The sequence below is a fragment of the Paraoerskovia sediminicola genome, assembly GCF_030296575.1.
GTDB lineage: Bacteria > Actinomycetota > Actinomycetes > Actinomycetales > Cellulomonadaceae > Paraoerskovia > Paraoerskovia sediminicola.
On the sequence record NZ_AP027729.1, the window covers coordinates 1,037,100 to 1,057,764 of the forward strand.

Below are 20,665 nucleotides of genomic sequence, written 5' to 3' on the forward strand. Positions count from 1 at the left end.
AGGCGGGTCGGTGTGGGCGGTGGCGGCCGCAGCGCTGGTCTGAGGATTCTGAGTGGACAAGGTCTGACCTTTCGAGACCTCCCCCGTGAGCACGGGATCGAGTACCGGACGGCGCACCGCAGGTGGCCGCCCGCGCTCACGGGAGATCGGGGGAAGAAGGGGCCGGGCGCGCGCTACCGAGGTCGGACGGCGCGGCGGGGCCAGGAGGGGACGCGGTCACCGCCGGTGGCGGGACGCGTCCGGGGCGCAGGCTCGACGGCCCGCGCAGGAGCGAGGGGTCAGCGACAGAGCGCGCTGGCGACCCGGTGCAGGTCGACGGCGCGGCGCTCGGTCAGGTTCCACGTGATCACGCGGAGGACTCCCTCGGTCGGTGGTTCGTCGTCAGGTGCAACGCGCTCGGCCTCCGGCCATTCCCCGAGCGACCGTGACCCTCGTCACCGACCGGGCAGCGGGCCTGCCACCGATAGGCTCGGCCGGAGGCGCCGACCCCGGCCCCGACCCCGACCCAGCAGGAGGACGCGTGGCACACCGCATCCCCTCGCTGCCCGGACGGCGGCGGGCCGCCGAGCGCCCGAGCGCCGTCGAACCCGCAACGACAGCCCGGATCACGGAGTACCGCGACGGGGTCCCCGTCGGGACCCTCGACCTGGACGTGCCCGCGGCGATCGCCCACGCCGCCCGGAGCGGCAGCATCGTGCTCGTCACCTACGACCACCCGCACGAGTCCGAGGTCGCGGCCCTCGCCGAGACCCTCGACCTGTCCCCGCTGCTCGTCGAGGACCTGATCCACGGCAAGCAGCGCCCCAAGCTCGAGCGGCACGGGGACGCGCTCTTCGCCGTCGTCCGCTCGGCGGCGTACGTCGACGACGCCGAGGACGTGGTCCTGACCGAGCTGCACGTGGTGCTCCACGGGCGGACCGTGGTCGTCGTCCGGCACGGCGTCGAGCGGGACACGCCCTGGCCGACGATCGACCACACCCCCGTCGAGCCCGACGTCCTCGACCTCGGCCCCGAGTCGTTCCTGTACGCGATGCTCGACCAGGTCGTCGACGGTTACAGCCCCGTGCTCGACGCGATCAGCACCGACGTCGACGAGATCGAGCGCCAGGTGTTCACCGGCGACGACGCCGCCCCGGAGCGCATCTACCGCCTCACGGGCGAGGTCATCGATTTGCAGCGCGCCGTCGTCCCGCTGCGCGACGTCGTCGCGAGGCTCCGCCGCGGGTTCACGGCCCACGAGGTCCCGACGGAGCTCCAGGACTACCTCCAGGACGTCGACGACCACCTCCAGCGCGTCGCAGAGCACGTCGCGGAGGTGCGCGACAGCCTCGACCGGATCCTCACCGTCAACGCGACGCTCGTCGGGCAACGGCAGAACGAGGACATGAAGCGCATCTCCTCGTGGGCCGCGATCCTGTTCACCCCGACGCTCATCGCCGCGGTGTACGGCATGAACTTCGCGTGGATGCCCGAGCTCGCGTGGCGGTGGGGCTACCCCGCGTCGATCGTCCTCATGCTCGTGCTCGGGCTCGGTCTCTTCTGGGCGTTCAAGCGTCGAGGCTGGTTGTAGCCGCCGGGGACCGTCCCGCGCGCTAGCCCTGGGCGGCGGCCTCGAGGAAGTCGTGCAGGAGTGGGCCGGCGGTGCCCGAGCCGCTCTCGCCGTCCTCCACCATCACCGCGACCGCGAGGTCGTCCTGGATCGCGATCATCCAGGCGTGCACGCCCGAGCCCTCGCCGTGCTCGGCGGTGCCGGTCTTCGCGGCCAGGTCGCCGGGCAGGTCGGCGAGGGCCCTGCCGCTGCCGTCCGTGACGACGCCCCGCATCAGGTCATGGAGCGCCGCCGCCTCGTCGGGGGTGAGGTCGTTCGGCGGTGCGACCTGCGCCTCGCCCGCCGTGTCCGGCGCCTCAGCCGCTGCGTCCGTCGGGGTCGCCTCACTCGCGTCCTGCACCGGGTCCTGGGCAGCGCCCTGAGCAGTGTCCTGAGCAGCGGGGCGCACGAGCACAGGCTCGACGCGGTGACCGGCCGCGACGCTCGCTGCGAGCGTGGCCATCGCGAGGGGTGAGGCGACGACCTCCCCCTGGCCGATGAGCGCGGCGGCGTGGGCCGTCCCGTCGGCGGTCTCCGGGACCGAGCCGTAGGCCGCGGGCACCCCGAGCCCGGGCGCGACGACGCCCAGGCCCAGGTCGGCGGCGGCGTCGTGCAGCGCCTCCTGCGACACGATCCCCGCCTGCGAGATCATCGCCGTGTTGCACGAGTGGGCGATCGCCTCGCTCAGCGGGATGTCCCCCAGGGACGACTCCGGGTATCCCGGCACGTTCTGGAACTCCCGGCCGTCGACCGTGATCGTCGGCGTGCAGGGCAGGATCGAGTCGGGCGTCAGGCCGCTGCGCAGCATCGCGAGCGCGGTGGCGACCTTCAGGGTCGAGCCGGGCGCGTACTGCCCGAGTGTCGCCGTCGAGTAGCCGTCGCCCCCGGTCCGCTCGCCGCGGCGAGGACGTCGCCCGTCGGGACGTCGATCGCGACGATCGCGCTCGCACCGTCGACGTCGGCCAGCACCTGCTCGGCGGCGAGCTGGTTGTCGACGTCGAGGGTCGTCGAGAGCGGCACGCCCGCGACCGGCTCGGTGCTGAAGATCTCGTCGTCGCCGTCGGTGGTCCCGTCGAGGCCCTCGCCGTGGACGACGGACACCGTGACCCCGGGAGCGCCGCGCAGCTGCTCGTCGGCGGCGGCCTGCAGTCCCGAGAGCCCGACGACGTCCCCCGCCTCGACCGACCCGTCGGAGTCCTCGATCGCCTCCGCGGTCGCCTCCCCCGCGCGGCCGAGGAGCGGCGCCGCGAAGCCCTTCGACGGTGCGAGCGGCATCGTGTCGGCGAGGACGTTCACGCCGGGGATCCGGCGCGCCCACTCCGCCGCGGCCTGCGCCTCGTCCTCCCGGAGCGTCACGAGCTCGACGAAAGCCTTGTCGCCCGCAGCGGCGACCTGGGCCGCGAAGGCGTCGGCGTCGTACCCGAAGCCGTCGGCCAGGGCGCGCGCAGAGTCCTCTTGGTCGTCGGCGTCGATGTGCGTCTTGTCGATGCCGAACCGTTCCACGGGGCGCTCCTCGACGATCGGATCCCCGTCCCGGTCCAGGATCCCGGCCCGCTCCGCCGCGACGCGGTCGAGCCGCAGGGTGTCGCCCGCCACCAGCCCCGGCACGAGGGCGTCGGCGGACCAGTCCACCTGCCAGGCCTCCGCGTCGGCCGCCGCCTCCGTACCGGCGCTCTCGGCGAGCTCGAGGGTGACCTGGGTCGAGTACTGCCAGGGGACCGCGGACGAGACGTCCCACGACCAGTCGAGCGTCGCCGTCGCCGTCGCCGGGTCGCCGTCGCCCGCCGACGGCTGGTCGAGGACGACCGCACCCACCTCGACAGAGCGGCCGAGGTCGCCGAGCGGCCCGAGTGCTGCGGCGATGTCGGCGGCGACGTCGGACGCCTCGCTCCCCGCGAACGGGACGTCCGCGAGCGCCGCGGCCAGCGCGGCGCCGTCCACCGCAGAGTCGTCGGGTGCCTCCGGGGGCGCGCCGTGGAGGTCGAGCGCCGCAGCGAGCGCCTCGGCGGTCGGTGTGGGGCTCGGGTCGTCGTCGGTGCAGCCCGCGAGCCCGGCGACGAGGACCGCCGCGCCGGTGACGGCCAGCGCGACGGGACGCCGACCGGTCACCCGCGACCGCCGACGGCGCGCCCCATGCGCTCGACGGCCTCGGTGAGGACCGCGGGCGACGTCGCGAGGTTCATCCGCACGAAGCCCGCGCCGCCGGTGCCGAAGGTCGTCCCGTCGTTGAGCGCGACGCGCGCCTCGTCGTGGAAGAACCGGAACGGGTCCTCGCCGGCGCGCCCGGGGAGCGCGCGGCAGTCGAGCCAGGCGAAGTAGGTGGCTTCGGTCGGCGTGCCGGGGACCGTGGGCAGGTGGTCGGCCAGCAGGTCCACGAGGAGACGCTTGTTGCGGGCGATGCCGGCCAGGGTCGAGTCGAGCCAGTCGACGCCGTCGCGCAGCGCTGCCGAGTGGGCGATCACCGCGAGGTGGGAGACCCCGTGGTACGCCACCTCGGGGATCCGGGCGAGGTCTGCCGCGGCGTCCGGCCCGGCCACCGCGACCGCCGTCTTCAGACCCGCGAGGTTCCAGGCCTTGGAGGCCGAGAGCACGGCGACCGCGCCGGACGACCCCTCGACGGTCAGCAGCGGTGTGTAGCGGGGCCCGTCGGTCCCGAGATGGCCGGCGATCGGCGCGTGGATCTCGTCCGAGACGACGCGGACGCCGTAGCGCTGCGCCAGCGCGAGCAGCGCCTCCAGCTCGGGGCGCGTGTGCGCGACACCGGTCGGGTTGTGCGGGTTGCACAGGAGGTACGCGGCTCCCTTGCCGTGGCCGGAGCCGCGGCCGAACGTCCCGGCGCCCGTGACGTTCGCGAAGACCGTCTCCAGGACCCCGAGGTCGAGCCGTCCGTCCGCGCCGAGCGGGGCCTCGACGACCTCACGGCCGGCGTCGGCCGGGAACGCGAAGAACGGCGGGTAGACCGGCGGGGAGACGACGACGGCCTCGCCGGGTCGGGTCAGGACCCTGAGGACCTCGGTGATCCCGACCATGACGTCGGCCAGCGGGCGGGCGTGCGCCACGTCGAACGACCAGCCCCACCGCTGCTCGGCGAACTCGGCGAGGGCCTCCTGGTACACGGGACCGTAGTTGTACCCGGTGTCGCCGTCGCGCATGGCCCGCGCGACGGCGTCCTGCACCGCGGGTGCGATCTGGACGTCCATCTCCGCCACCCACAGCGGGAGGACGTCGGGCGCGTAGGCGCGCCACTTCACGGAGGTCCGACGTCGTAGCTCGTCGAGCGAGTAGACGTCCAGGGGGTGCTCAGGTCGGTCGGGGCGAGCCCGGGGGTGTCGATGGCCACCCGAACACGCTACGCCGGTCCCGCGGCGCCGCGTGTCGTGCCAGGTGGCACGCGTCAGGCGAACCCGAGCCGGGCGAGGGGCTCGACCAGCTCCCGCTCCTCGTACGCCAGGTGGGACAGCAGGGTGTCGCTCATCAGGTCGACCGCGGCACGGAGCCTGCGGAGACCTGCCGTCCGGTCGTCCTCCCCGACCATGGCGACCAGGGCCTGGTCGACGCCCTCGAGCACGTCGTGGATCGCCCGGTGCTCCTCCTCGAGCCGGTCGACGACGGGCCCGAGTCCAGGGTCCGCGCGCCGCAGGGCCGGGAACATGCTGCGGTCCTCGATCGTGTGGTGCGTCGTGACGAGGCGGCAGTAGGACTCGCAGTACGTCCCGAGGGTCCAGCTGTTCTGCCGCATCGTCATGGTGTTGATGTGCGAGCGCGCGGCCCCGACACCGATCGCGCCGCGCTCGACCTGGGCGATCAGGTCCTCCACCTGCGTGAGCTCGGCCCGCAGGTGGTCGTGCACGTCCACGAGGTGCCGGCCGTCGGCGTTCTCGTGGTCGGTGTACTCGTGGCCTTCGGGCGCCGCCGGTGCCGTGGGGCGCGTGGACTCGTCCCAGACGCGGACGCTGCTGCGGCGGGTGCCGTCGTCGGGCGTCGGGACCACCGTGAAGGCACCGTCGCCCTGGCGTCGCAGGGTCGTCGGCCCCCGCGCGGTCTCGGCATCCTCTGACTCGTCCGCCCGGTCGCTCGCTCCGGTGAGCCGCTCCGCCTCGACCTGCTCGCGGACTGCGGGGGCCACCTCTGCGGCGAAGCGGCGGATCGTGTCGGCGTCGTCCGAGGCGAGGACGAACGCGCTCGTGCCCTGGCCGAGCGCCAGGTCGGCGAGCTGCTCCGCCCACACCGCCGGCGGACCCTGCAGGAGACCGCGACCCGCGCCCGCCGGACCCGCCGTCATTCGCCCGGCGATGTTGTAGAGACGTCGGACGTCGGACGGCGCCCGGCCGGCCGCGAGCGCGGCCTCGTCGATGCGCTCGTTCGCCTCGGGCAGCTTGTCGGGGCCGAGGTATGCCATCGACGGCAGCCAGCCGTCGGCGACGCGGCCGATGACCCGCTGCATCCGCGGCCCGACGGCACCGATCCAGATCGCCATGTCGTGGGCGGGCGCGGGTCCGGCGTGCGCACCGTGCACGTCATAGACCTCGCCGCGCACCCGGGCCGGGCCGCCGTCGACGTCCCAGAGCGCGCGGGTGATCGCGACGGCCTCCTCGACCGAACGCACCGTCTCGCCGGGCGTGCGCCGGGGTCCGCCGTTCGCCTGGATCGCGTCCCAGAACGCCCCGCCCCCGAGTCCTAGCTCGACCCGACCTCCCGTGATGCGGTCGAGGGCGGCGTGGCTGCGGGCCAGGACGGCGGGCGGGCGCAGCGGCAGGTTGGCGACGTTCAGCGCCACCGAGACGTGCACCGTGCTGGTCGCGATCGCCGTCAGCAGGGTCCACGCGTCGAGGAACCGCGCCTGGTACGGGTGGTCCTGGACGGTCACCAGGTCGAGGCCGACCTCGTCGGCGACCTGCGCGAGACCGATCACCGCCGCCGGGTCGGACGCGTCCGGGGTGAGGAAGCTGCCGAACAGCAGGTCGTGGCCGTAGTCGGGCATGGAACCTCCGCGCGCACCGGTTGAAATCTCAATGACAACGGTACGCCGGCGTCGGACCGAAGGGCGTCGCGCGGCCACCGGCCCCGGCTGCCGCGCCGGACCGGTGCCCGCCCCGGATCGGGTCTAGCATCGGCCCGTGCCGGGGAAGAGAAGGTGGCGGTTCGGGCTGCTGCGGGGGCTGCACCCCGCGCAGGTCATCGTGCTCGGCTTCTTCCTCACCCTCGCGGCCGGGACCGCGGCGCTGATGCTGCCCATCGCCCGGGCCGGCAAGGGCAGCGCCTCGTTCATGGAGGCCCTGTTCACCGCCGCCTCGGCCGTCTGCGTGACCGGCCTGTCGATCGTCGACACCCGGACGTTCTGGACGCCGTTCGCCGACGTCGTGATCCTGGTCCTCATCCAGATCGGCGGGCTGGGCGTCATGACGTTCGCGACCGTCCTCGGGATCGTCGTCGCCAGGCGCATCGGTCTGCGGACCCGCATCACCGCGGCCGCGGAGACCAAGACCCACGGCATCGGCGGGATCCGCGCCCTGACGCTGCGCGTCATCAAGACGGCCATGATCATCGAGGGGATCATCGCCGTGATCCTCTGGCTCTGGTGGTGGCTGTTCCACGGCGAGCACCCGCTGCACGCCCTCTGGCTCGGGATCTTCCACGCGGTGTCCGCGTTCAACAACGCCGGGTTCTCGCTGTTCTCCGACTCCCTCGTCGGCTACGCCACGGACCCGATGATCGTGCTGCCGATCTGCGCCGCGGTGATCATCGGCGGCATGGGTTTCCCGGTGCTGCACGAGCTGCACCGCACCTACCGCCGGCCGGTGCACTGGACGATGAACACGCGGCTGGTCCTCGTCGTCTCGGCCGCCCTCCTCGCCATCGGGACCGGGTTCTTCCTGTTCTCCGAGTGGCGCAACCCCGGCACGATCGGCGACATGAACTTCGGCGGCAAGCTGCTGACGTCGTTCACCCAGTCGACGATGGCGCGCACGGCGGGCTTCAACAGCGTCGACACCGGCGCCATGACGTCGACGAGCTGGTTCGGGACCGACATCCTCATGTTCATCGGCGCCGGGCCGGCCGGCACCGGCGGAGGCATCAAGGTCACGACCTTCGCCGTCCTCTTCTTCATCATCTTCACCGAGGTCCGCGGCGAGGTCGCCGTGAACGTGTTCGGCCGGCGCCTGCCGCGCTCGACCCACCGCCAGGCCATCAGCGTCGCGCTCCTCGCGGTCGCCGCGGTGGTCGGCTCCACGATGCTGCTGCTGACGCTCGAGGACTTCGGGCTCGACCGCACGCTCTTCGAGGTGATCTCGGCGTTCGCCACCGTGGGTCTGTCCACGGGGATCACCCCGGACCTCCCGACGGCCGCGCAGCTCGTGCTCGTCGCCCTCATGTTCATCGGCCGCCTGGGGCCGATCACCCTCGCCACCGCGCTCGTCCTGCGAAAGCGCGGCAGACTGTACGAACTCCCGAAGGAGAGGCCGATCATTGGCTAGGTCGTCGAAGTCCGGCTGGTTCGGCCAGCACCCTGCAGAGCGGCTCGCGGACGCCGACTCCGTCGTCGTGCTCGGCCTCGGGCGGTTCGGGCGCTCGCTCGCCCGCGAGCTCGTGAAGTCGGGGACCGAGGTCCTCGGCATCGACGCGGACGAGGACGTGGTGCAGTCCCTCAACGGTGTGCTGACCCACGTCGTACGGGCCGACACCACGAAGGACGAGGTGCTGCGACAGCTCGCCGTCCCCGAGTACGACCGCGCCGTCGTCGGCATCGGCTCGAACCTCGAGGCGAGCATCCTCACGACGTCGCTGCTGCTCAAGTACGACAACATCGAGATCTGGGCCAAGGCGATCGGCAACCCGCACGCGGAGATCCTGCGCCAGCTCGGGGTTCCGCACGTGATCCGCCCGGAGCACGACATGGGCAAGCGCGTCGCGCACCTGGTGCGCAGCACGATCCAGGACTACATCGAGGTCGAGTCCGGGTTCGTGATGATCCGCCGGACGGCGCCCGCCGAGTACCTCGGGGTACCCCTCGGCACGTCCGACCTGCGACCGAAGTACGACGTCACGATCGTCGCGGTCCGCACGGCCGCGGGGAACTGGTCGTACGCGAGCAACACGACCGTGCTCGCGCCGGACGACACGATCATCGTCGCGGGACAGGTGGCGAAGGCCGAGGCCTTCGCGCGGCTGCGCTGAGCGCTCTAGACGTCGACCCCCGCGGGCCGGACGACGTCACGCCAGTCCTCGGGGGCGAGGTCGGGTACGACGACCCCGGTCTCGCCGGACCACTCGCGGCACAGGCCGATCACGTCGTCGAGCAGGTCGTAGAGGACCGCGTCGGTGTCGAAGACGACGGCCTCGGCGAGCGACTGGACGGAGACCGCGACGATGCTCGGGGCCGCGTCGCGGACGAACCGCGACGGACGCACCTTGCCGCCGATGCAGAACTCCTCGGCCCACGCGGCGGAGACCGGTGCCGCGGCGAGCGCCTGGGCGGAGGCCTCCTCGCGCGTCCCGGCCGGGCGGTCGTCGAGCACGTCGAGCATGCGCTCGCACCCGAGGATCGCGACGGCCAGGGTCTGCTGGCGGTCCGCCGGCGCGACCGGCAGCGACCGCTGAGCGGCCCGCAGCGCGATCCGCACGGCCCATCGCGGGTCCTTGCTCGTCAGCCCGATCACCGAGGGGACGAGCGGCGCGAGCCGTGGCCGGCTGGCGTTCGAGGTGAGGTCGTTGACCGCGCGCGCCGTCATGGCGAGCAGCGGGTGGGTGCACGCGGGGTGGTCTGACCACTTCTCCCCGCGAGGTAGGACGCCAGCTCCATGAAGCAGGCGCCACGCTTCGGGTTGCGGTGCTTGCCGCGCCCCAGCATGGGAAGCATGTCGAACGAGCCGATCGCAGTCACGCCGGTCACCCCCGGGCGGAGTAGTAGGACCTCCAGTCTGCGACCGTCGGCGCGAGCCTGCAACGGGTGGTGACCTTGTGAAGGACCTCTCGAACGCGCAGAACCTACGCCACCGTAAGTTACGGTTGCGTAGTGAATCCTGAGACCGCGACGCCGACCCACCGTTCGCGACCGTGGCTCGCCCACTACGCCCCGGGCGTGCCCGCCACCGTGACCGTCCCCGACGAGGACCTCACGAGCGCCCTGGTCCGGGCCGCCGAGCGCTGGCCCGACCGGGTCGCGGTCGACTTCTTCGGCGCCACCACGACGTTCGCGGAGCTCGCCGACGAGACCGCGCGAGCCGCCCGCGTCCTGGCGGACCTCGGGGTCCGCGCCGGGGACCGGGTCGCACTCGTCATGCCCAACTGCGCCGCCCACGTCGCCGCCTTCTACGGGATCCTGCGGCTCGGCGCGATCGCCGTCGAGCACAACCCGACCTACCCCGTCGACCAGATGCGCCACCAGCTCACGGACTCCGGGGCCACCGTCGCCCTGGTCTGGGACGGCGCGGTGGCGACGGTCGTCGAGGCCTGCGACGGCACCGCCGTCCGACACCTCGTCGCGGTCGACATGACCCGCGACCTGCCGACCACGAAGCGTCTCGCGCTGCGCCTGCCCGTCAGCGCCGCGCGCGAGACCCGCACAGCCATGACCGGGCCCGTGCCCGCCGGCACACGCCGCTGGCACCGCCTCGTCGCCGCGGCCGAGCCCCTGCCGCTCGACGCCCTCGACGAGCGCCCGCGCCCGTCGTCGGACGACGTCGCCCTCCTGCAGTACACCGGCGGCACCACGGGCGTCCCGAAGGCAGCTGTGCTCACCCACCGCAACCTGGTCGCGAACGTCGTCCAGGGCCACGCGTGGGCGCAGTTCCGACCCGGCGAGGAGGTCGTCCACGGGGTCCTGCCGTTCTTCCACGCGTTCGGCCTGACCCTGTGCATGACCCTCCCGGTCGCGATCGGGGCGACCCTCGTGCCGTTCCCGAAGTTCGACCCGGACGCCGTCGTCGCGTCGTCGCGCCGGCGCCCCGCCACCTTCATGGCGGGCGTGGCTCCCATGTTCGACCGCCTCGTCGACGCCGCCGAGCGCTCGGGGCACCTCGACGCGCTCACGTCGATCCGGCTCGCCTTCGCGGGCGCCATGCCGATCTCGGCCGCCACGGCGGCGCGCTGGGAGGCCGCCACCGGCGGGCTGCTCATCGAGGGATACGGCATGACGGAGACGTCCCCGGTCGCCGTGGGCAACCCGTGCACCGCCGAGCGCACGCCGGGGACCCTGGGACTGCCGTTCCCGAGCACGGACGCGCGCGTCGTCGTCCAGGGATCGCCCGACGAGCCCTCGGGTCCGGTCGACGCGGAGCCCGGCGCCGACGACGGGCCCGAGGCGGGCCTCGTGCGCGGCGAGCTGCTGCTGCGCGGCCCCCAGGTCTTCTCCGGCTACTGGCAGCGCCCCGACGAGTCCGCCGGCGTGCTCCTCGACGGCGGGTGGATCCGCACGGGTGACGTCGTCACCCAGACCCCCGAGGGCGTCCTGACGCTCGTCGACCGGGTCAAGGAGATGATCATCACCGGCGGCTTCAAAGTCTTCCCGTCGCAGGTGGAGGACGTCCTGCGCGGCATGCCGGGCATCGACGACGTCGCGGTCGTCGGTATGCCGGACGCCGGGGGCGCGGGGTCCGGCGACGGTTCCGGCAGCGGCGGGGCGGGCGGCACGGAGCACGTCGTCGCCGCCATCGTCATCTCCGGCGTCGCCCCGACCCTCGAGGCCGTGCGCGCCTGGGGCGAGAAGCACCTCGCCCGGTACGCGCTCCCGCGCAAGATCGTCGTCGTGCGCGAGCTGCCGCGCTCGCAGATCGGCAAGGTGCTGCGCCGGGTCGTCCGCGAGGACCTGCTGCGGCGGCCGTGACACAGCTCTGACGGAGCGCCGGAACTGCTCCGGACCTGCTCTGACGCAGCACCGACACCCGACGGCGCGCACGGTTCTCGACCATACTGACGCCATGACGGACGCGAGCGCCCTGCGCGACCTCCTGGAGACAGGGCTCGGCGAGGCCACGCGCGACGTCTCGTTCGACCGGCTCGCCCGCGTGCTCCAGCGCGAGCTGCGGACCATGGGCGCGGCCGTCGTCCTCGTCCTCGCCGACCGCCGGGTGCTCCCCGGCGCGTGCGGGCTCCCCGAGCAGACGCAGCGGAGCCGCCAGCTCCCGCCCGGGCCGGCCTTCAGCCAGTTCGTGGTGGCGGACGACGCCCCGTACGTCGTCGCGGACACGCGCCAGGACCCGCGCATGGGCGACCTGCGGATGATCGACGCCCTCGGGATCGGCGCGTACGCCGGGTACCCCGTGCGCGACCTCGAGGGCCGGGCGGTGGGCGCCCTGTGCGCGGTCGAGGACCGGCCGCGCGACTGGTCAGCTGCCGACCTCGCGGCGCTCGAGGACGTCGCCGAGGCGTGCAGCGCCGAGCTCCGGCTGCGCGCCGAGCGCGAGCGGGCGCGCCGCATCCAGCACGCCGCCGTCAGCGCCAACCGCCAGAGCCGGGCCCTGCTCATGCTCAGCGAGGCGTTCGCCGAGGCGGCCTCGATCGCCGAGGTCGAGGAGACGCTCGCGCACGTCGCGACCTCCGGGCTCGGCGCCCGGTACACCGGGCTGGCACTCCGGGTGCCCGGCGCGCACACCGTCGCCTACGCCTCCAACACGTTCCTCCCGCCCGGCGAGGCGGCGGCTCCGCTCGTCACGGCCATCGACGCCGACTCCCCCGTCGCCGAGGCCGTCCGCACGCGCGAGCTGGTCTCGTACCGCGACGCCGCCGCGGTGGCCGCGGCCCACCCGGACGTCGCTCTGGACGCGGCGACGGGGGCCCGCGTCCTCGCGCCCATGACGTCGGGCGGTGAGGTGACCGGCGTCGTCCTCCTCGTCTGGGACTCCGCGCAGGAGGCCGGCAGGGAGGACCGCGCGGTCGAGCAGGCCCTCGCCCGCTACACCGCCCAGGCGCTGGACCGCGTGCGGATGCTCGAGGACCGCCGCCGGGTGGCCACCACCCTCCAGTCCGCGATGCTGACGGACCTGCCGCCCGTCGCGGGGCTCGAGCTCGCCGCGACCTACTCGCCGGCGACCCGCGCCGACCAGGTGGGCGGCGACTGGTACGACGCCGTGGTGATCGACGACCAGGCCTCCGTGCTCATGATCGGCGACGTGACCGGGCACGACATGGGTGCGGCAGCCCTGATGGGACAGCTCCGGTCGATGCTCCGGACGTTCGCGTGGAGCCAGGACGAGGCGCCGTCCACGCTCCTCGGGCTGCTCGACCGCGCGAACAAGGGGCTCGGGCTCGACGCGACCGGCACCGCCGTCGTCGTCCGCCTGGACCGTCACCCCCGCTCCGGCGCCTACACGATGACCTGGTCGAGCGCCGGGCACCCGGCGCCCGTCGTCCTCGACGCCGAGGGCAAGGCGCGGCCGCTCGACGGTCACCCGGACCTGATGCTCGGGATCGTGCCGACGGCGCTCCGGGAGGACCACGTGACCGTGCTCGAGCCCGGGGACACCCTGCTGCTCTACACGGACGGCCTGATCGAGGACCGCACCGCCGCGACCGGGACGGACGTCGAGTCCGTGCTCACGTCGCTGGAGGCCCACGCCGACACGCCCACCGGGGCGCTGCCCAACTCGCTCGTGCGGCGGGTCGTAGGGCATCGTCAGCGGGACGACGTCGCGGTGCTCGTCGCCCGGGTCCGCGACGGCGCACCCGACCGGCTCGCGACGAACCAGCACCCGCTCCACCGGTCGCGCGCGATCGAGACCGGTGCGGCGGCCACGGGACGGGCCCGGCGCTGGGTCGACGACCTCCTCGAGAGCTGTGCCGTGAGCCCGCGGGTCCGCCGCGACGCCATGCTGCTCACCAGCGAGCTCGTGACCAACGCCCTCCGGCACGGGGACCCGCCCGTGAGCATCACCGTGCGCGTCGACGACGACCTCGTGCACATCGAGGTCTCGGACGGCTCGACGGAGCTCCCCGTCCTGCGCGACCCGCCGCCCGAGCAGCCCGGGGGTCGCGGGATCCAGCTCGTCTCGCGGTTCGCCACCGACTGGGGGACGGCGTCCCTCGAGGAGGGCAAGTCGGTGTGGTTCGACCTCGGCAGGGAGGCCCCGACGAAGCGACGGTCGTCGCTCCCGCTGCGGCGGTGACCTGACACTCCCGGGTCGCTCCCTGGTCGCTGGATGGTCGGGCAGGGTCGGCCCGGACCGGCTCCGGACATCGCTCGTAGGCTGGTCCGGACCGACAGATGGAGGCGTGACATGACGCAGACGACGCTCCCCGCCTCGGGCTGCCTCGTGGTCGGGGTGGACCCGGGCCACTGCGAGGCCGTGCTCCGCGGCGCCGCTCGGCTCGCCGAGCGCCTGGGCGCGCGGCTCGTGTGCGTGTGGGTCGACCCGACGGCGGCCGTCGAGACCGGCCCGGACGGCGCCCCGGTGCTCGTCCCCGTCGACCCGGACGCCGGCGGCGAGGGCGACGGTCCCGAGGTGAGCGCACGCGTCGAGCGCGAGGTCGCAGCCGCCGTCGGCACGTCCGTCGCATGGGACTTCGTCCGTTCCGCCGGCGAGGTCGCCCACGGTCTCGCGTCCGTCGCGCGCGACCGCGACGCCCTCATGATCGCGGTGGGGGCCCACAAGCCCGGGCTCTCCGGCTGGCGCGAGCGGTTGATCGGCGGCTCCGTCGCGGGCCACCTCGCGCACCTCCAGGAACGGCCGGTCGTGATCCTCGCGAATCCTGGCGCGGCGGACGACCAGTGACGGGCGACGCCGTCCCGCACCCTCGACCCGCCCACCTGGACCCGGCGCTGATCGGGCTCGTGCTCGCCGGCGGCGCCGTCGGCACGGCCGGGCGCTACGGGCTGAGCCTCGCGATCCCGGTCGTCGGTGGATGGCACGTCGCGACCCTGGTCGCGAACGTCGTGGGGGCGTTCGCCCTCGGGTTCCTGCTCGAGGCTCTCCTGAGACCAGGCGCCGAGTCGAGGCGCACCCGACGGCTACGCCTGGGGCTCGGGACCGGGCTGCTCGGTGGCTTCACCACGTTCTCCAGCCTCGCCTTCGAGATCGAGCGGCTCTTCGCCGACGGCGACCCCGGCACCGCGCTGGCCTACGCCGCCGCGACCCTCGTGCTCGGCGTCGCGGCCTGCGTCGCGGGCATCGTCCTCGGCGCGCGGGTGTCCGCGATGCGCACCGACACCGGCCCGGGCAGCGCCGACCCGAGCGGCGGAGCGGCCAGGTGACGGGGGTGCTCGGGTTCGTCCTCGTCATGGTCTGCGGCGGGCTCGGCGCAGCCGCGCGGTTCGTGGTGGACGGTGCGGTCCGAGCACGCCGGCGCACGGCGTTCCCGTGGGCGACGGTCTCGATCAACGTTGCCGGCTCGTTCCTCATCGGCGTCGTCATGGGCGCCGTGCTCTTCCACGACGCCGCCGAGACCTGGCACCTGCTGGTGGCCACCGGGTTCTGCGGCGGGTTCACGACGTTCTCGACGGCGATGGTCGAGACGGTGCGCCTCGTGCGCTCGGACCGCGCGGGGCTGGCAGCGCTCAACGCGCTGGGGACCACGGTCGCGGCGGTCGCTGCCTGCGCCGCAGGGCTCGGCCTCACGGCAGTCCTCTAGGCGTGCCTCTGCCCTGCGGGGCGCCGCAGCCGCTACGTTCACGGCACGGCAGAGCACGGCAGCGAGCAGCGAGACCGGAGGGCAGCGCGATGCGAGTCACGCCACGGGTGTGGATCGCCCTCGTGCTCGTCGCCGTCCAGGTCGCGGTCACCACGGCGCTCCTCGCCACCGTCGACGTCGACCCCGGCGCGTCCGCGGCCACCCGTCCCGCGCTCTTCGGTGCCGTCGTCATCCCGGCGCTCCTCAGCGCGGTGGTCCTGACCCTCCTCACGAGCGCCCTCGGCTGGTGGCGGCCGGTCGCCCTCGACGACCCGGGGCGACCGCGCCTGCCGCGCGCGTATCTCGCGGTGCCCGCGCTCGTGGTGCTCGCCGGTGGTGTCGGTGTGGCCGCCGTGCCCGGCGTCGGCCCGGCGGGCGCCGAGACGGGCCTCCCGTACCTCGTGACCCTGGTCGCCGCCGTGCTGCTCACCGCCTACGCGCACGAGCTGCTCGCCCGCGGCATCGGCGTCGTCGCCCTGCGGTCGAGGCCCGGCGAGGCCCACGTCTGGCTGGTGTCGACGCTGCTGTCCTGCGCGCTCGCCCTGCCGTGGATCGCCACGGGCCAGGGCCTCGGCGCGACCTCCTCCAGGTCGCTCTCGCGTTCGGTCTCGGCACCGCGCTCTACGTGACGCGACGGGCGACGCGGTCGCTCACCTGGTGCGTCGTGGTGCACGCCGTGTGGTCGTGGGGGATCGTCACGGCCGGGGACGGCTCGTTCGTCGTCACCGGGCCCGGTGACGTCCCGGTGGTCGGCTACGTCGCGCTCGTCGGCGCGCTCGTCGCCCAGCGGCTGCTCCTCGTGCGCGACGGCCGGTCGGCCGCCGCGGTCACAGGTCCGCGCCGATGACGGACAGGACGTTGCCCGCGGGATCCTTGAACCAGGCGATCTCGGGTCCGGTGCTCTGACCCTCCTGCACGTCCATGTTCTTCCCGCGGGAGACGCCGTCGTCGTCCACCTCCATGGGCGTGCCCGCGTAGGTCTCGAACTCGACCCCGCGGGAGCGCAGCTCGGCGACCGCGGCCGGGACGTCGTCCGACACCAGGTTGAGCACGGTGAACGACGCCGGGACGTGCCCCTCCCCTTGTCGTACAGGAGGTGCTCGCGGCCCGGGGAGAGCGTCACGCGCATCGTCGTGCCGCCCATGCCGAGCTCGACCGGCAGGCCGAGGACCTCGGCGTAGAACGCCCGCGCCGCGTCCATGTCGTCGACGGAGTACCCGCCGAATCCCGTGCGGAAGGTCCCGGTGAACCCTGTGCTCTGCATGCTGCCTCCTCGGTGGTGGTCGACTCCATGGTGCGCCGCGCAGGTCGCCCCCGCAGCGGAACGGGCCGTGCGAGGCTCTTCCCCGTGCCGTCCTACCGTGTCGTCGTCGCCGTCGGCGTCCTCAACCCGTCCACCGACCCCGCGGACGTCGTCCCGTCCGCCGCGCAGGCCGCGGGTGCGCTGGCGACGGTCGAGGCGACCGACCTCGACGTCGTCCGCGGCGAGGCCCGGGTCACCGTGCGCTTCACGACGGACACCGACGTCGCCGCCGCGCAGGTCGCGCAGGCCGTGTACCACCGGGTCGAGGAGCTCGCGGAGTCCTCCCCGCCCCGGGTGACGCGCCGCTGGGGCAACCGGTGGTACCGGTTGGGGCGCTGACGGCCCGGAGAGCCGTTCGAGCGTAGGTTGGGCGCCATGGCCGAGACCCGCGAAAAGCTGCTCCTCCTCGACACCGCATCCCTGTACTTCCGGGCGTTCTACGGGGTGCCCGACAAGATCACCGCGCCCGACGGGACGCCGGTCAACGCGGTCCGCGGGCTGCTCGACATGATCGCGACGCTCGTCACCGACCACCGGCCGACCCGGCTCGTCGCCTGCTGGGACGACGACTGGCGACCGCAGTTCCGGGTCGACGCGATCCCGAGCTACAAGGCGCACCGCATGGCGGGCGCGAGCACGGGCACGGGCACGGGCACGAGCACGAGCACCGGCACGGTCGGGCCCGCCCCGGCGCCCACCCACGGCGCCGGCAGCGCGTACGCCGAGGAGGTCCCCGACCTCCTGACGCCGCAGGTCCCTGTGATCGTCGACGCCCTCGCGGCGCTCGGCATCGCCCGGGTGGGGTGCCCGGGCTTCGAGGCGGACGACGTGATCGGCACCCTCGTCGCCCGCGAGATCACGGCCGGCTCCGGCACGCCCGTGGACGTGGTCACGGGCGACCGCGACCTGTTCCAGCTCGTCGACGACACCGCGCACGTCCGGGTGCTCTACACGTCGCGGGGCATCAAGAACCTCGACGCGATCGACGAGGCGCGCCTCGCGGAGAAGTACGGGGTGCCGACCGGGCGGGCGTACCTCGACATGTCGATGATGCGCGGAGACCCGTCCGACGGGCTGCCCGGCGTCCAGGGCATCGGCGAGAAGACCGCCGCGACCCTCCTGGCGCGCTACGGCGACCTGGCCGGGGTGCTCGCCGCGCGGGACGACCCGGACGACCGCGGCCTGACCGCCACCCAGCGGACGAGGCTGCTCGCGGCGTCCGACTACCTCGACGCCGCCCCCGTCGTGGTGACCGTGGCGCCCGACGCGCCGCTCGGGGACGTCGACGACACGCTGCCGGGCGAGGCCGCGGACCCGGACGCGCTCGACGCCCTGGCCGAGCGCTGGGGGCTCGGGTCGAGCGTGCAGCGCGTGCTCGACGCGATGGCGCTCGGGGACTGACCCCGGCGCACATGCCCCGCCCGGCCGCACCTGCCCCGGACGCGAGCATGCGACCTGCCGGGCGACCGCGAGGTCACCTGACAGGCCGCATGCTCGGCGAAGGGGTTCAGGTCAGCTGAACTTGACCTTCATGGTCGAGCCGTTCTGCTTCGCGACCTTGATCTTGACGCCGACCCCCGGGAGCTTGACGCCGTGGTTCGGCAGCTCGTCGTAGAAGTACTTGTCGGTGTCGTCGAAGACCGGGTTGGCCTTCTGACCGCGGATGTAGTTCGCCTCACCGTTCTGGTGCAGGGTGAACGAGTCCGCTTTCGTCGTGCTGAACGGTGCGTCGTACACCTGGACCCGGGCCCGCCACGGCTCGCCCGTGGTGAGCTGGTAGAACGGCCGCGGGTGCGCGTCGATGATGAGGTTCCGGCCGCTGCCCGGGTGGGCGAACGTGTCGTTGTCGTTGTACGACGTGTCCCAGTAGGAGATCAGCAGACCCTCCTGGTACGCGTAGTGGTCGACGAAGTCCGGCTTGTCGGTGCCCGTGTACCCGAAGTAGTACGGGCCGGTCTCGAGGTACTGGTCGTACGACGTGTACGACCGGTTGCCGGCGATGTAGTAGTTCGAGAACAGCTCGGTCGACGAGGCCCCGACGGCGATGAAGCCGTCCGCGTCCCAGCCGTCGATGCCGTCCTCGGCACCGTCCGAGAAGTCCCCGAGCGTGATGTCGTCGAGGAACAGCCCGTCGGGCAGGTCCGGGTCGTCGCCGGCGACGCCGCCGTCGGTGACGTACCGGAAGCGGAGCGTGACGTCCTGGCCGGCGTAGGCCGAGAGGTCGGCGGTCGCGTCGGTCCAGCCGGCGCTCTGCCCGTCGATCCCGTTCGACACGTCGTCCGTGGTGATCGAGGTCTCGACCGCGGCGAAGCCGGAGCCGTCGTCAACCTCGACGAACGCGTAGTCGTACCCGGTCTCGATGTCGTACCGGGCCTTGAAGGCCAGGGTCGCGTCGCCGTCCGGCACCGTGACCGACGTGCTCATGCTGGCGTCCAGGTCGTCCGCCGAGGTGGAGTAGAACTGCATGTCACCCGACGCGGGGGCCCCGAGCTCACTCGTGACCTCCTTCTTGGGGAGCACGACGACCGCGGCCTGGGCGTTCTTCGTGTTGAACTCCTGCGGCCCGAGGGTCAGCGTGCGCTTCTGCCCCGCGGGGATCACCTCGTAGTCGAGCCAGCCGAGCTGGAGCTTGTTCCACGCGCCCAGGTCGCCGCCGCGCTCGCCGAGCGCCTCGCCCTCGTCGTTCAGGCGGCTCTGCGCCATGAGGGTCCAGTGCTCGTTGTTGTTGTCGCCGCCCGAGAGGACGTTGTAGTCGTCCGGGAGCCCGAGGTCGTGGCCGTACTCGTGGTAGAACACGCTGCGACCGCCGTTCTCCGGCTGGATCGTGTAGTCACCGATGTAGACACCGGTGTCCCCGATCTGGAAGCCGCCGAGCGGGTTCGTCTCGGGACCGACGGTGCCGTTGAAGACCTGGTTGGCGTACCAGCGGTGGCTCCAGATCGCGTCCTCGCCCTGGATCGGGTCGCCGTCGGCCTGGTCGCCGCCCGCGTGCACGATCTGGAAGTGGTCGATGTACCCGTCCGGCTCGTTGAAGTCACCGTCACCGTCGTAGTCGTAGCGGTCCCACTGGTCGAACGAGGCCATGTCCTCGGCGATCTCGTCGTCCGTGCGGCCGGCGGCCTCCTGGTCGGCGACCCACTGCTGGGCGGCGTCGTTGATGAGCGCCCACGTGTTCGAGCAGACGTTGCCGCCGCAGGGGTAGCCGTTCGAGCGGCCGTAGCGCGCCTCGTTGTACTTGACCTTGACCCAGTCCGTGACCTCGCCGTCGACGCTGTAGCGCCCGGACGACTGGGTCTCGTAGTAGTTCTTCAGGGACTCGCCCTCGCCGAAGTACAGGTCCTGGAAGTGCTGCTGGTCGTAGTCGGCCTGCCACACCGTCGAGTTGTCGACCGAGCGGTCGGGCTCGGGGATCGCGTTGTGCAGCGGGCCCTCGAAGGTCGTCGGTCCGGGGACCGAGGGCGCCGTGTCCTGGTCGGGGTAGTTCGGGTGCCGCTCGTCGCCGAACTCGGCGAGGATCACGAAGATCCGGTCCGTCGCCTCGCGCTCGAGCTCGACGTACTGGGACTTCGTCTTCTGCTTCTTGGCCGGCTTGGGGTCGCCCTTCTTGACGCCTGCGGCCTGGGGGCCGATCTTAGGACCGTTCTTGCCGGCCGCCTCGGCCGACTCGCCCTGGACGGTCTCGCCGACCTTGACGACGGTGCTGCCGTTGATCTCCTCGGTCTTCAGGTCCCCGTCGAGGACGCCGGTCACGGCCGTCTCGCGAAGCTCGTTGCGCTTCTCGGCGAGCGGGTTGGGCAGGTCGTCGGACGGCGTGGCCTCGGCCGCGTCGTTGACTGGGGGTTGGTCGGCGGCCGGGGCGGCGTACGCACCCGAGGCCGCGAGGGCGCTCGTACCGACGAGCGAGAGCCCGATCAGGCTCCCGACGAATCTTCTGTGCACGGTTGAACCTCCGCTTTGAGGGAGATCCGGCGGCCTGCGGTGATGGTGCCGACCGCCGGGTCATGTCTGCCTCGCAGGGCCGGCGCGGGCAGGCGCGGGCACCGAGAGGCACGTCCACAGTAGGCAGACATGACGTGGCTCACACAGCGAAAACACATGTTTTGTCAGGATTTGTCCAAGCCCTGACACCCCGCGCACGAGCGGGCCCATATCCGGGCAGAGCCACCTCGCGA

General features: G+C 73.2%; 21 protein-coding genes. 12 read left to right on the plus strand and 9 right to left on the minus strand.

Features of this window, described 5'->3' with window-relative positions:
* Nucleotides 1-278: 278 nt before the first annotated feature.
* Nucleotides 279-350 carry a putative leader peptide gene (locus QUE47_RS16610; RefSeq protein WP_350227730.1) on the minus strand — a complete coding sequence of 24 codons (72 nt, stop codon included), beginning with the start codon at nt 348-350 and terminating at the stop codon, nt 279-281.
* Nucleotides 351-520: 170 nt separating this feature from the next.
* On the opposite strand from QUE47_RS16610, the gene QUE47_RS04915 reads away from it, so the two are divergent.
* Nucleotides 521-1,570, plus strand: a complete 1,050-nt coding sequence (locus QUE47_RS04915; protein WP_286218812.1) for a magnesium and cobalt transport protein CorA — start codon at nt 521-523, stop codon at nt 1,568-1,570.
* 22 nt (nt 1,571-1,592) lie between these two features.
* Here the strand turns inward: QUE47_RS04915 and QUE47_RS04920 are convergent, their stop codons facing one another.
* From QUE47_RS04920 to QUE47_RS04935, 4 genes are all read right to left on the minus strand, one after another.
* Nucleotides 1,593-2,420 carry a penicillin-binding transpeptidase domain-containing protein gene (locus QUE47_RS04920; RefSeq protein ID WP_286219395.1) on the minus strand — a complete coding sequence of 276 codons (828 nt, stop codon included), beginning with the start codon at nt 2,418-2,420 and terminating at the stop codon, nt 1,593-1,595.
* Nucleotides 2,417-3,697, minus strand: a complete 1,281-nt coding sequence (locus QUE47_RS04925) for a penicillin-binding protein 2 (protein ID WP_286218813.1) — start codon at nt 3,695-3,697, stop codon at nt 2,417-2,419. Before QUE47_RS04925 ends, QUE47_RS04920 begins: the two co-directional genes overlap by 4 nt.
* Nucleotides 3,694-4,839, minus strand: coding sequence for a MalY/PatB family protein (locus tag QUE47_RS04930; RefSeq protein ID WP_286218814.1), 1,146 nt, complete (start codon nt 4,837-4,839; stop codon nt 3,694-3,696). Before QUE47_RS04930 ends, QUE47_RS04925 begins: the two co-directional genes overlap by 4 nt.
* Before the next feature lie 143 nt (nt 4,840-4,982).
* On the minus strand, nt 4,983-6,569 hold the full coding sequence (locus QUE47_RS04935) for an LLM class flavin-dependent oxidoreductase (RefSeq protein WP_286218815.1): 1,587 nt from the start codon (nt 6,567-6,569) through the stop codon (nt 4,983-4,985).
* Nucleotides 6,570-6,705: 136 nt separating this feature from the next.
* Between QUE47_RS04935 and QUE47_RS04940 the strand changes: the two genes are divergently transcribed.
* Both QUE47_RS04940 and QUE47_RS04945 read left to right on the plus strand, forming a co-directional pair.
* A complete protein-coding gene (locus QUE47_RS04940; protein ID WP_286218816.1) occupies nt 6,706-8,064 on the plus strand; it encodes a TrkH family potassium uptake protein in 1,359 nt (452 codons plus the stop codon).
* Entirely contained in the window at nt 8,057-8,764 is a 708-nt protein-coding gene (locus QUE47_RS04945) for a potassium channel family protein (RefSeq protein WP_286218817.1), read from the plus strand. The genes QUE47_RS04940 and QUE47_RS04945 overlap by 8 nt, the downstream gene beginning before the upstream one ends.
* Before the next feature lie 5 nt (nt 8,765-8,769).
* Here the strand turns inward: QUE47_RS04945 and QUE47_RS04950 are convergent, their stop codons facing one another.
* Nucleotides 8,770-9,318: a hypothetical protein gene (locus QUE47_RS04950; RefSeq protein WP_286218818.1), complete on the minus strand. Its 549-nt coding sequence runs from the start codon at nt 9,316-9,318 to the stop codon at nt 8,770-8,772.
* A complete protein-coding gene (locus QUE47_RS04955) occupies nt 9,315-9,470 on the minus strand; it encodes a hypothetical protein (protein ID WP_286218819.1) in 156 nt (51 codons plus the stop codon). Before QUE47_RS04955 ends, QUE47_RS04950 begins: the two co-directional genes overlap by 4 nt.
* 132 nt (nt 9,471-9,602) lie before the next feature.
* On the opposite strand from QUE47_RS04955, the gene QUE47_RS04960 reads away from it, so the two are divergent.
* From QUE47_RS04960 to QUE47_RS04990, 7 genes are all read left to right on the plus strand, one after another.
* Complete coding sequence (locus QUE47_RS04960) at nt 9,603-11,411, plus strand: AMP-binding protein (RefSeq protein WP_286218820.1); 1,809 nt, start codon at nt 9,603-9,605, stop codon at nt 11,409-11,411.
* 94 nt (nt 11,412-11,505) lie between these two features.
* On the plus strand, nt 11,506-13,689 hold the full coding sequence (locus QUE47_RS04965) for a SpoIIE family protein phosphatase (protein ID WP_286218821.1): 2,184 nt from the start codon (nt 11,506-11,508) through the stop codon (nt 13,687-13,689).
* 111 nt (nt 13,690-13,800) lie between these two features.
* Nucleotides 13,801-14,295 (plus strand): universal stress protein, encoded by a 495-nt coding sequence (locus QUE47_RS04970; protein WP_286218822.1) that lies wholly within the window; start codon nt 13,801-13,803, stop codon nt 14,293-14,295.
* Complete coding sequence (locus QUE47_RS04975) at nt 14,292-14,774, plus strand: fluoride efflux transporter FluC (RefSeq protein WP_286218823.1); 483 nt, start codon at nt 14,292-14,294, stop codon at nt 14,772-14,774. Before QUE47_RS04970 ends, QUE47_RS04975 begins: the two co-directional genes overlap by 4 nt.
* A gap of 5 nt (nt 14,775-14,779) precedes the next feature.
* Nucleotides 14,780-15,151, plus strand: coding sequence for a fluoride efflux transporter CrcB (crcB, locus tag QUE47_RS04980; RefSeq protein ID WP_350227681.1), 372 nt, complete (start codon nt 14,780-14,782; stop codon nt 15,149-15,151).
* Between the two features lie 89 nt (nt 15,152-15,240).
* Nucleotides 15,241-15,819, plus strand: a complete 579-nt coding sequence (locus QUE47_RS04985) for a hypothetical protein (protein ID WP_286218825.1) — start codon at nt 15,241-15,243, stop codon at nt 15,817-15,819.
* Nucleotides 15,816-16,037 (plus strand): hypothetical protein, encoded by a 222-nt coding sequence (locus tag QUE47_RS04990; protein ID WP_286218826.1) that lies wholly within the window; start codon nt 15,816-15,818, stop codon nt 16,035-16,037. The genes QUE47_RS04985 and QUE47_RS04990 overlap by 4 nt, the downstream gene beginning before the upstream one ends.
* Here the strand turns inward: QUE47_RS04990 and QUE47_RS16615 are convergent.
* The gene (locus QUE47_RS16615; protein ID WP_350227682.1) at nt 16,018-16,242 is read right to left on the minus strand and encodes a VOC family protein; all 225 of its coding nucleotides are present in this window, start codon (nt 16,240-16,242) and stop codon (nt 16,018-16,020) included. The two genes, QUE47_RS04990 and QUE47_RS16615, sit on opposite strands and share 20 nt — an antisense overlap.
* Before the next feature lie 296 nt (nt 16,243-16,538).
* Here QUE47_RS16615 and QUE47_RS05000 point away from each other — a divergent pair, with 296 nt between their 5' ends.
* Nucleotides 16,539-16,832: a hypothetical protein gene (locus QUE47_RS05000; RefSeq protein ID WP_286218827.1), complete on the plus strand. Its 294-nt coding sequence runs from the start codon at nt 16,539-16,541 to the stop codon at nt 16,830-16,832.
* Nucleotides 16,833-16,868: 36 nt separating this feature from the next.
* Nucleotides 16,869-17,894: a 5'-3' exonuclease gene (locus QUE47_RS05005; RefSeq protein WP_286218828.1), complete on the plus strand. Its 1,026-nt coding sequence runs from the start codon at nt 16,869-16,871 to the stop codon at nt 17,892-17,894.
* A gap of 111 nt (nt 17,895-18,005) precedes the next feature.
* Here QUE47_RS05005 and QUE47_RS05010 read toward each other — a convergent pair whose 3' ends face one another.
* The gene (locus tag QUE47_RS05010) at nt 18,006-20,432 is read right to left on the minus strand and encodes an immune inhibitor A domain-containing protein (protein ID WP_286218829.1); all 2,427 of its coding nucleotides are present in this window, start codon (nt 20,430-20,432) and stop codon (nt 18,006-18,008) included.
* Between the last annotated feature and the right edge of the window lie 233 nt (nt 20,433-20,665).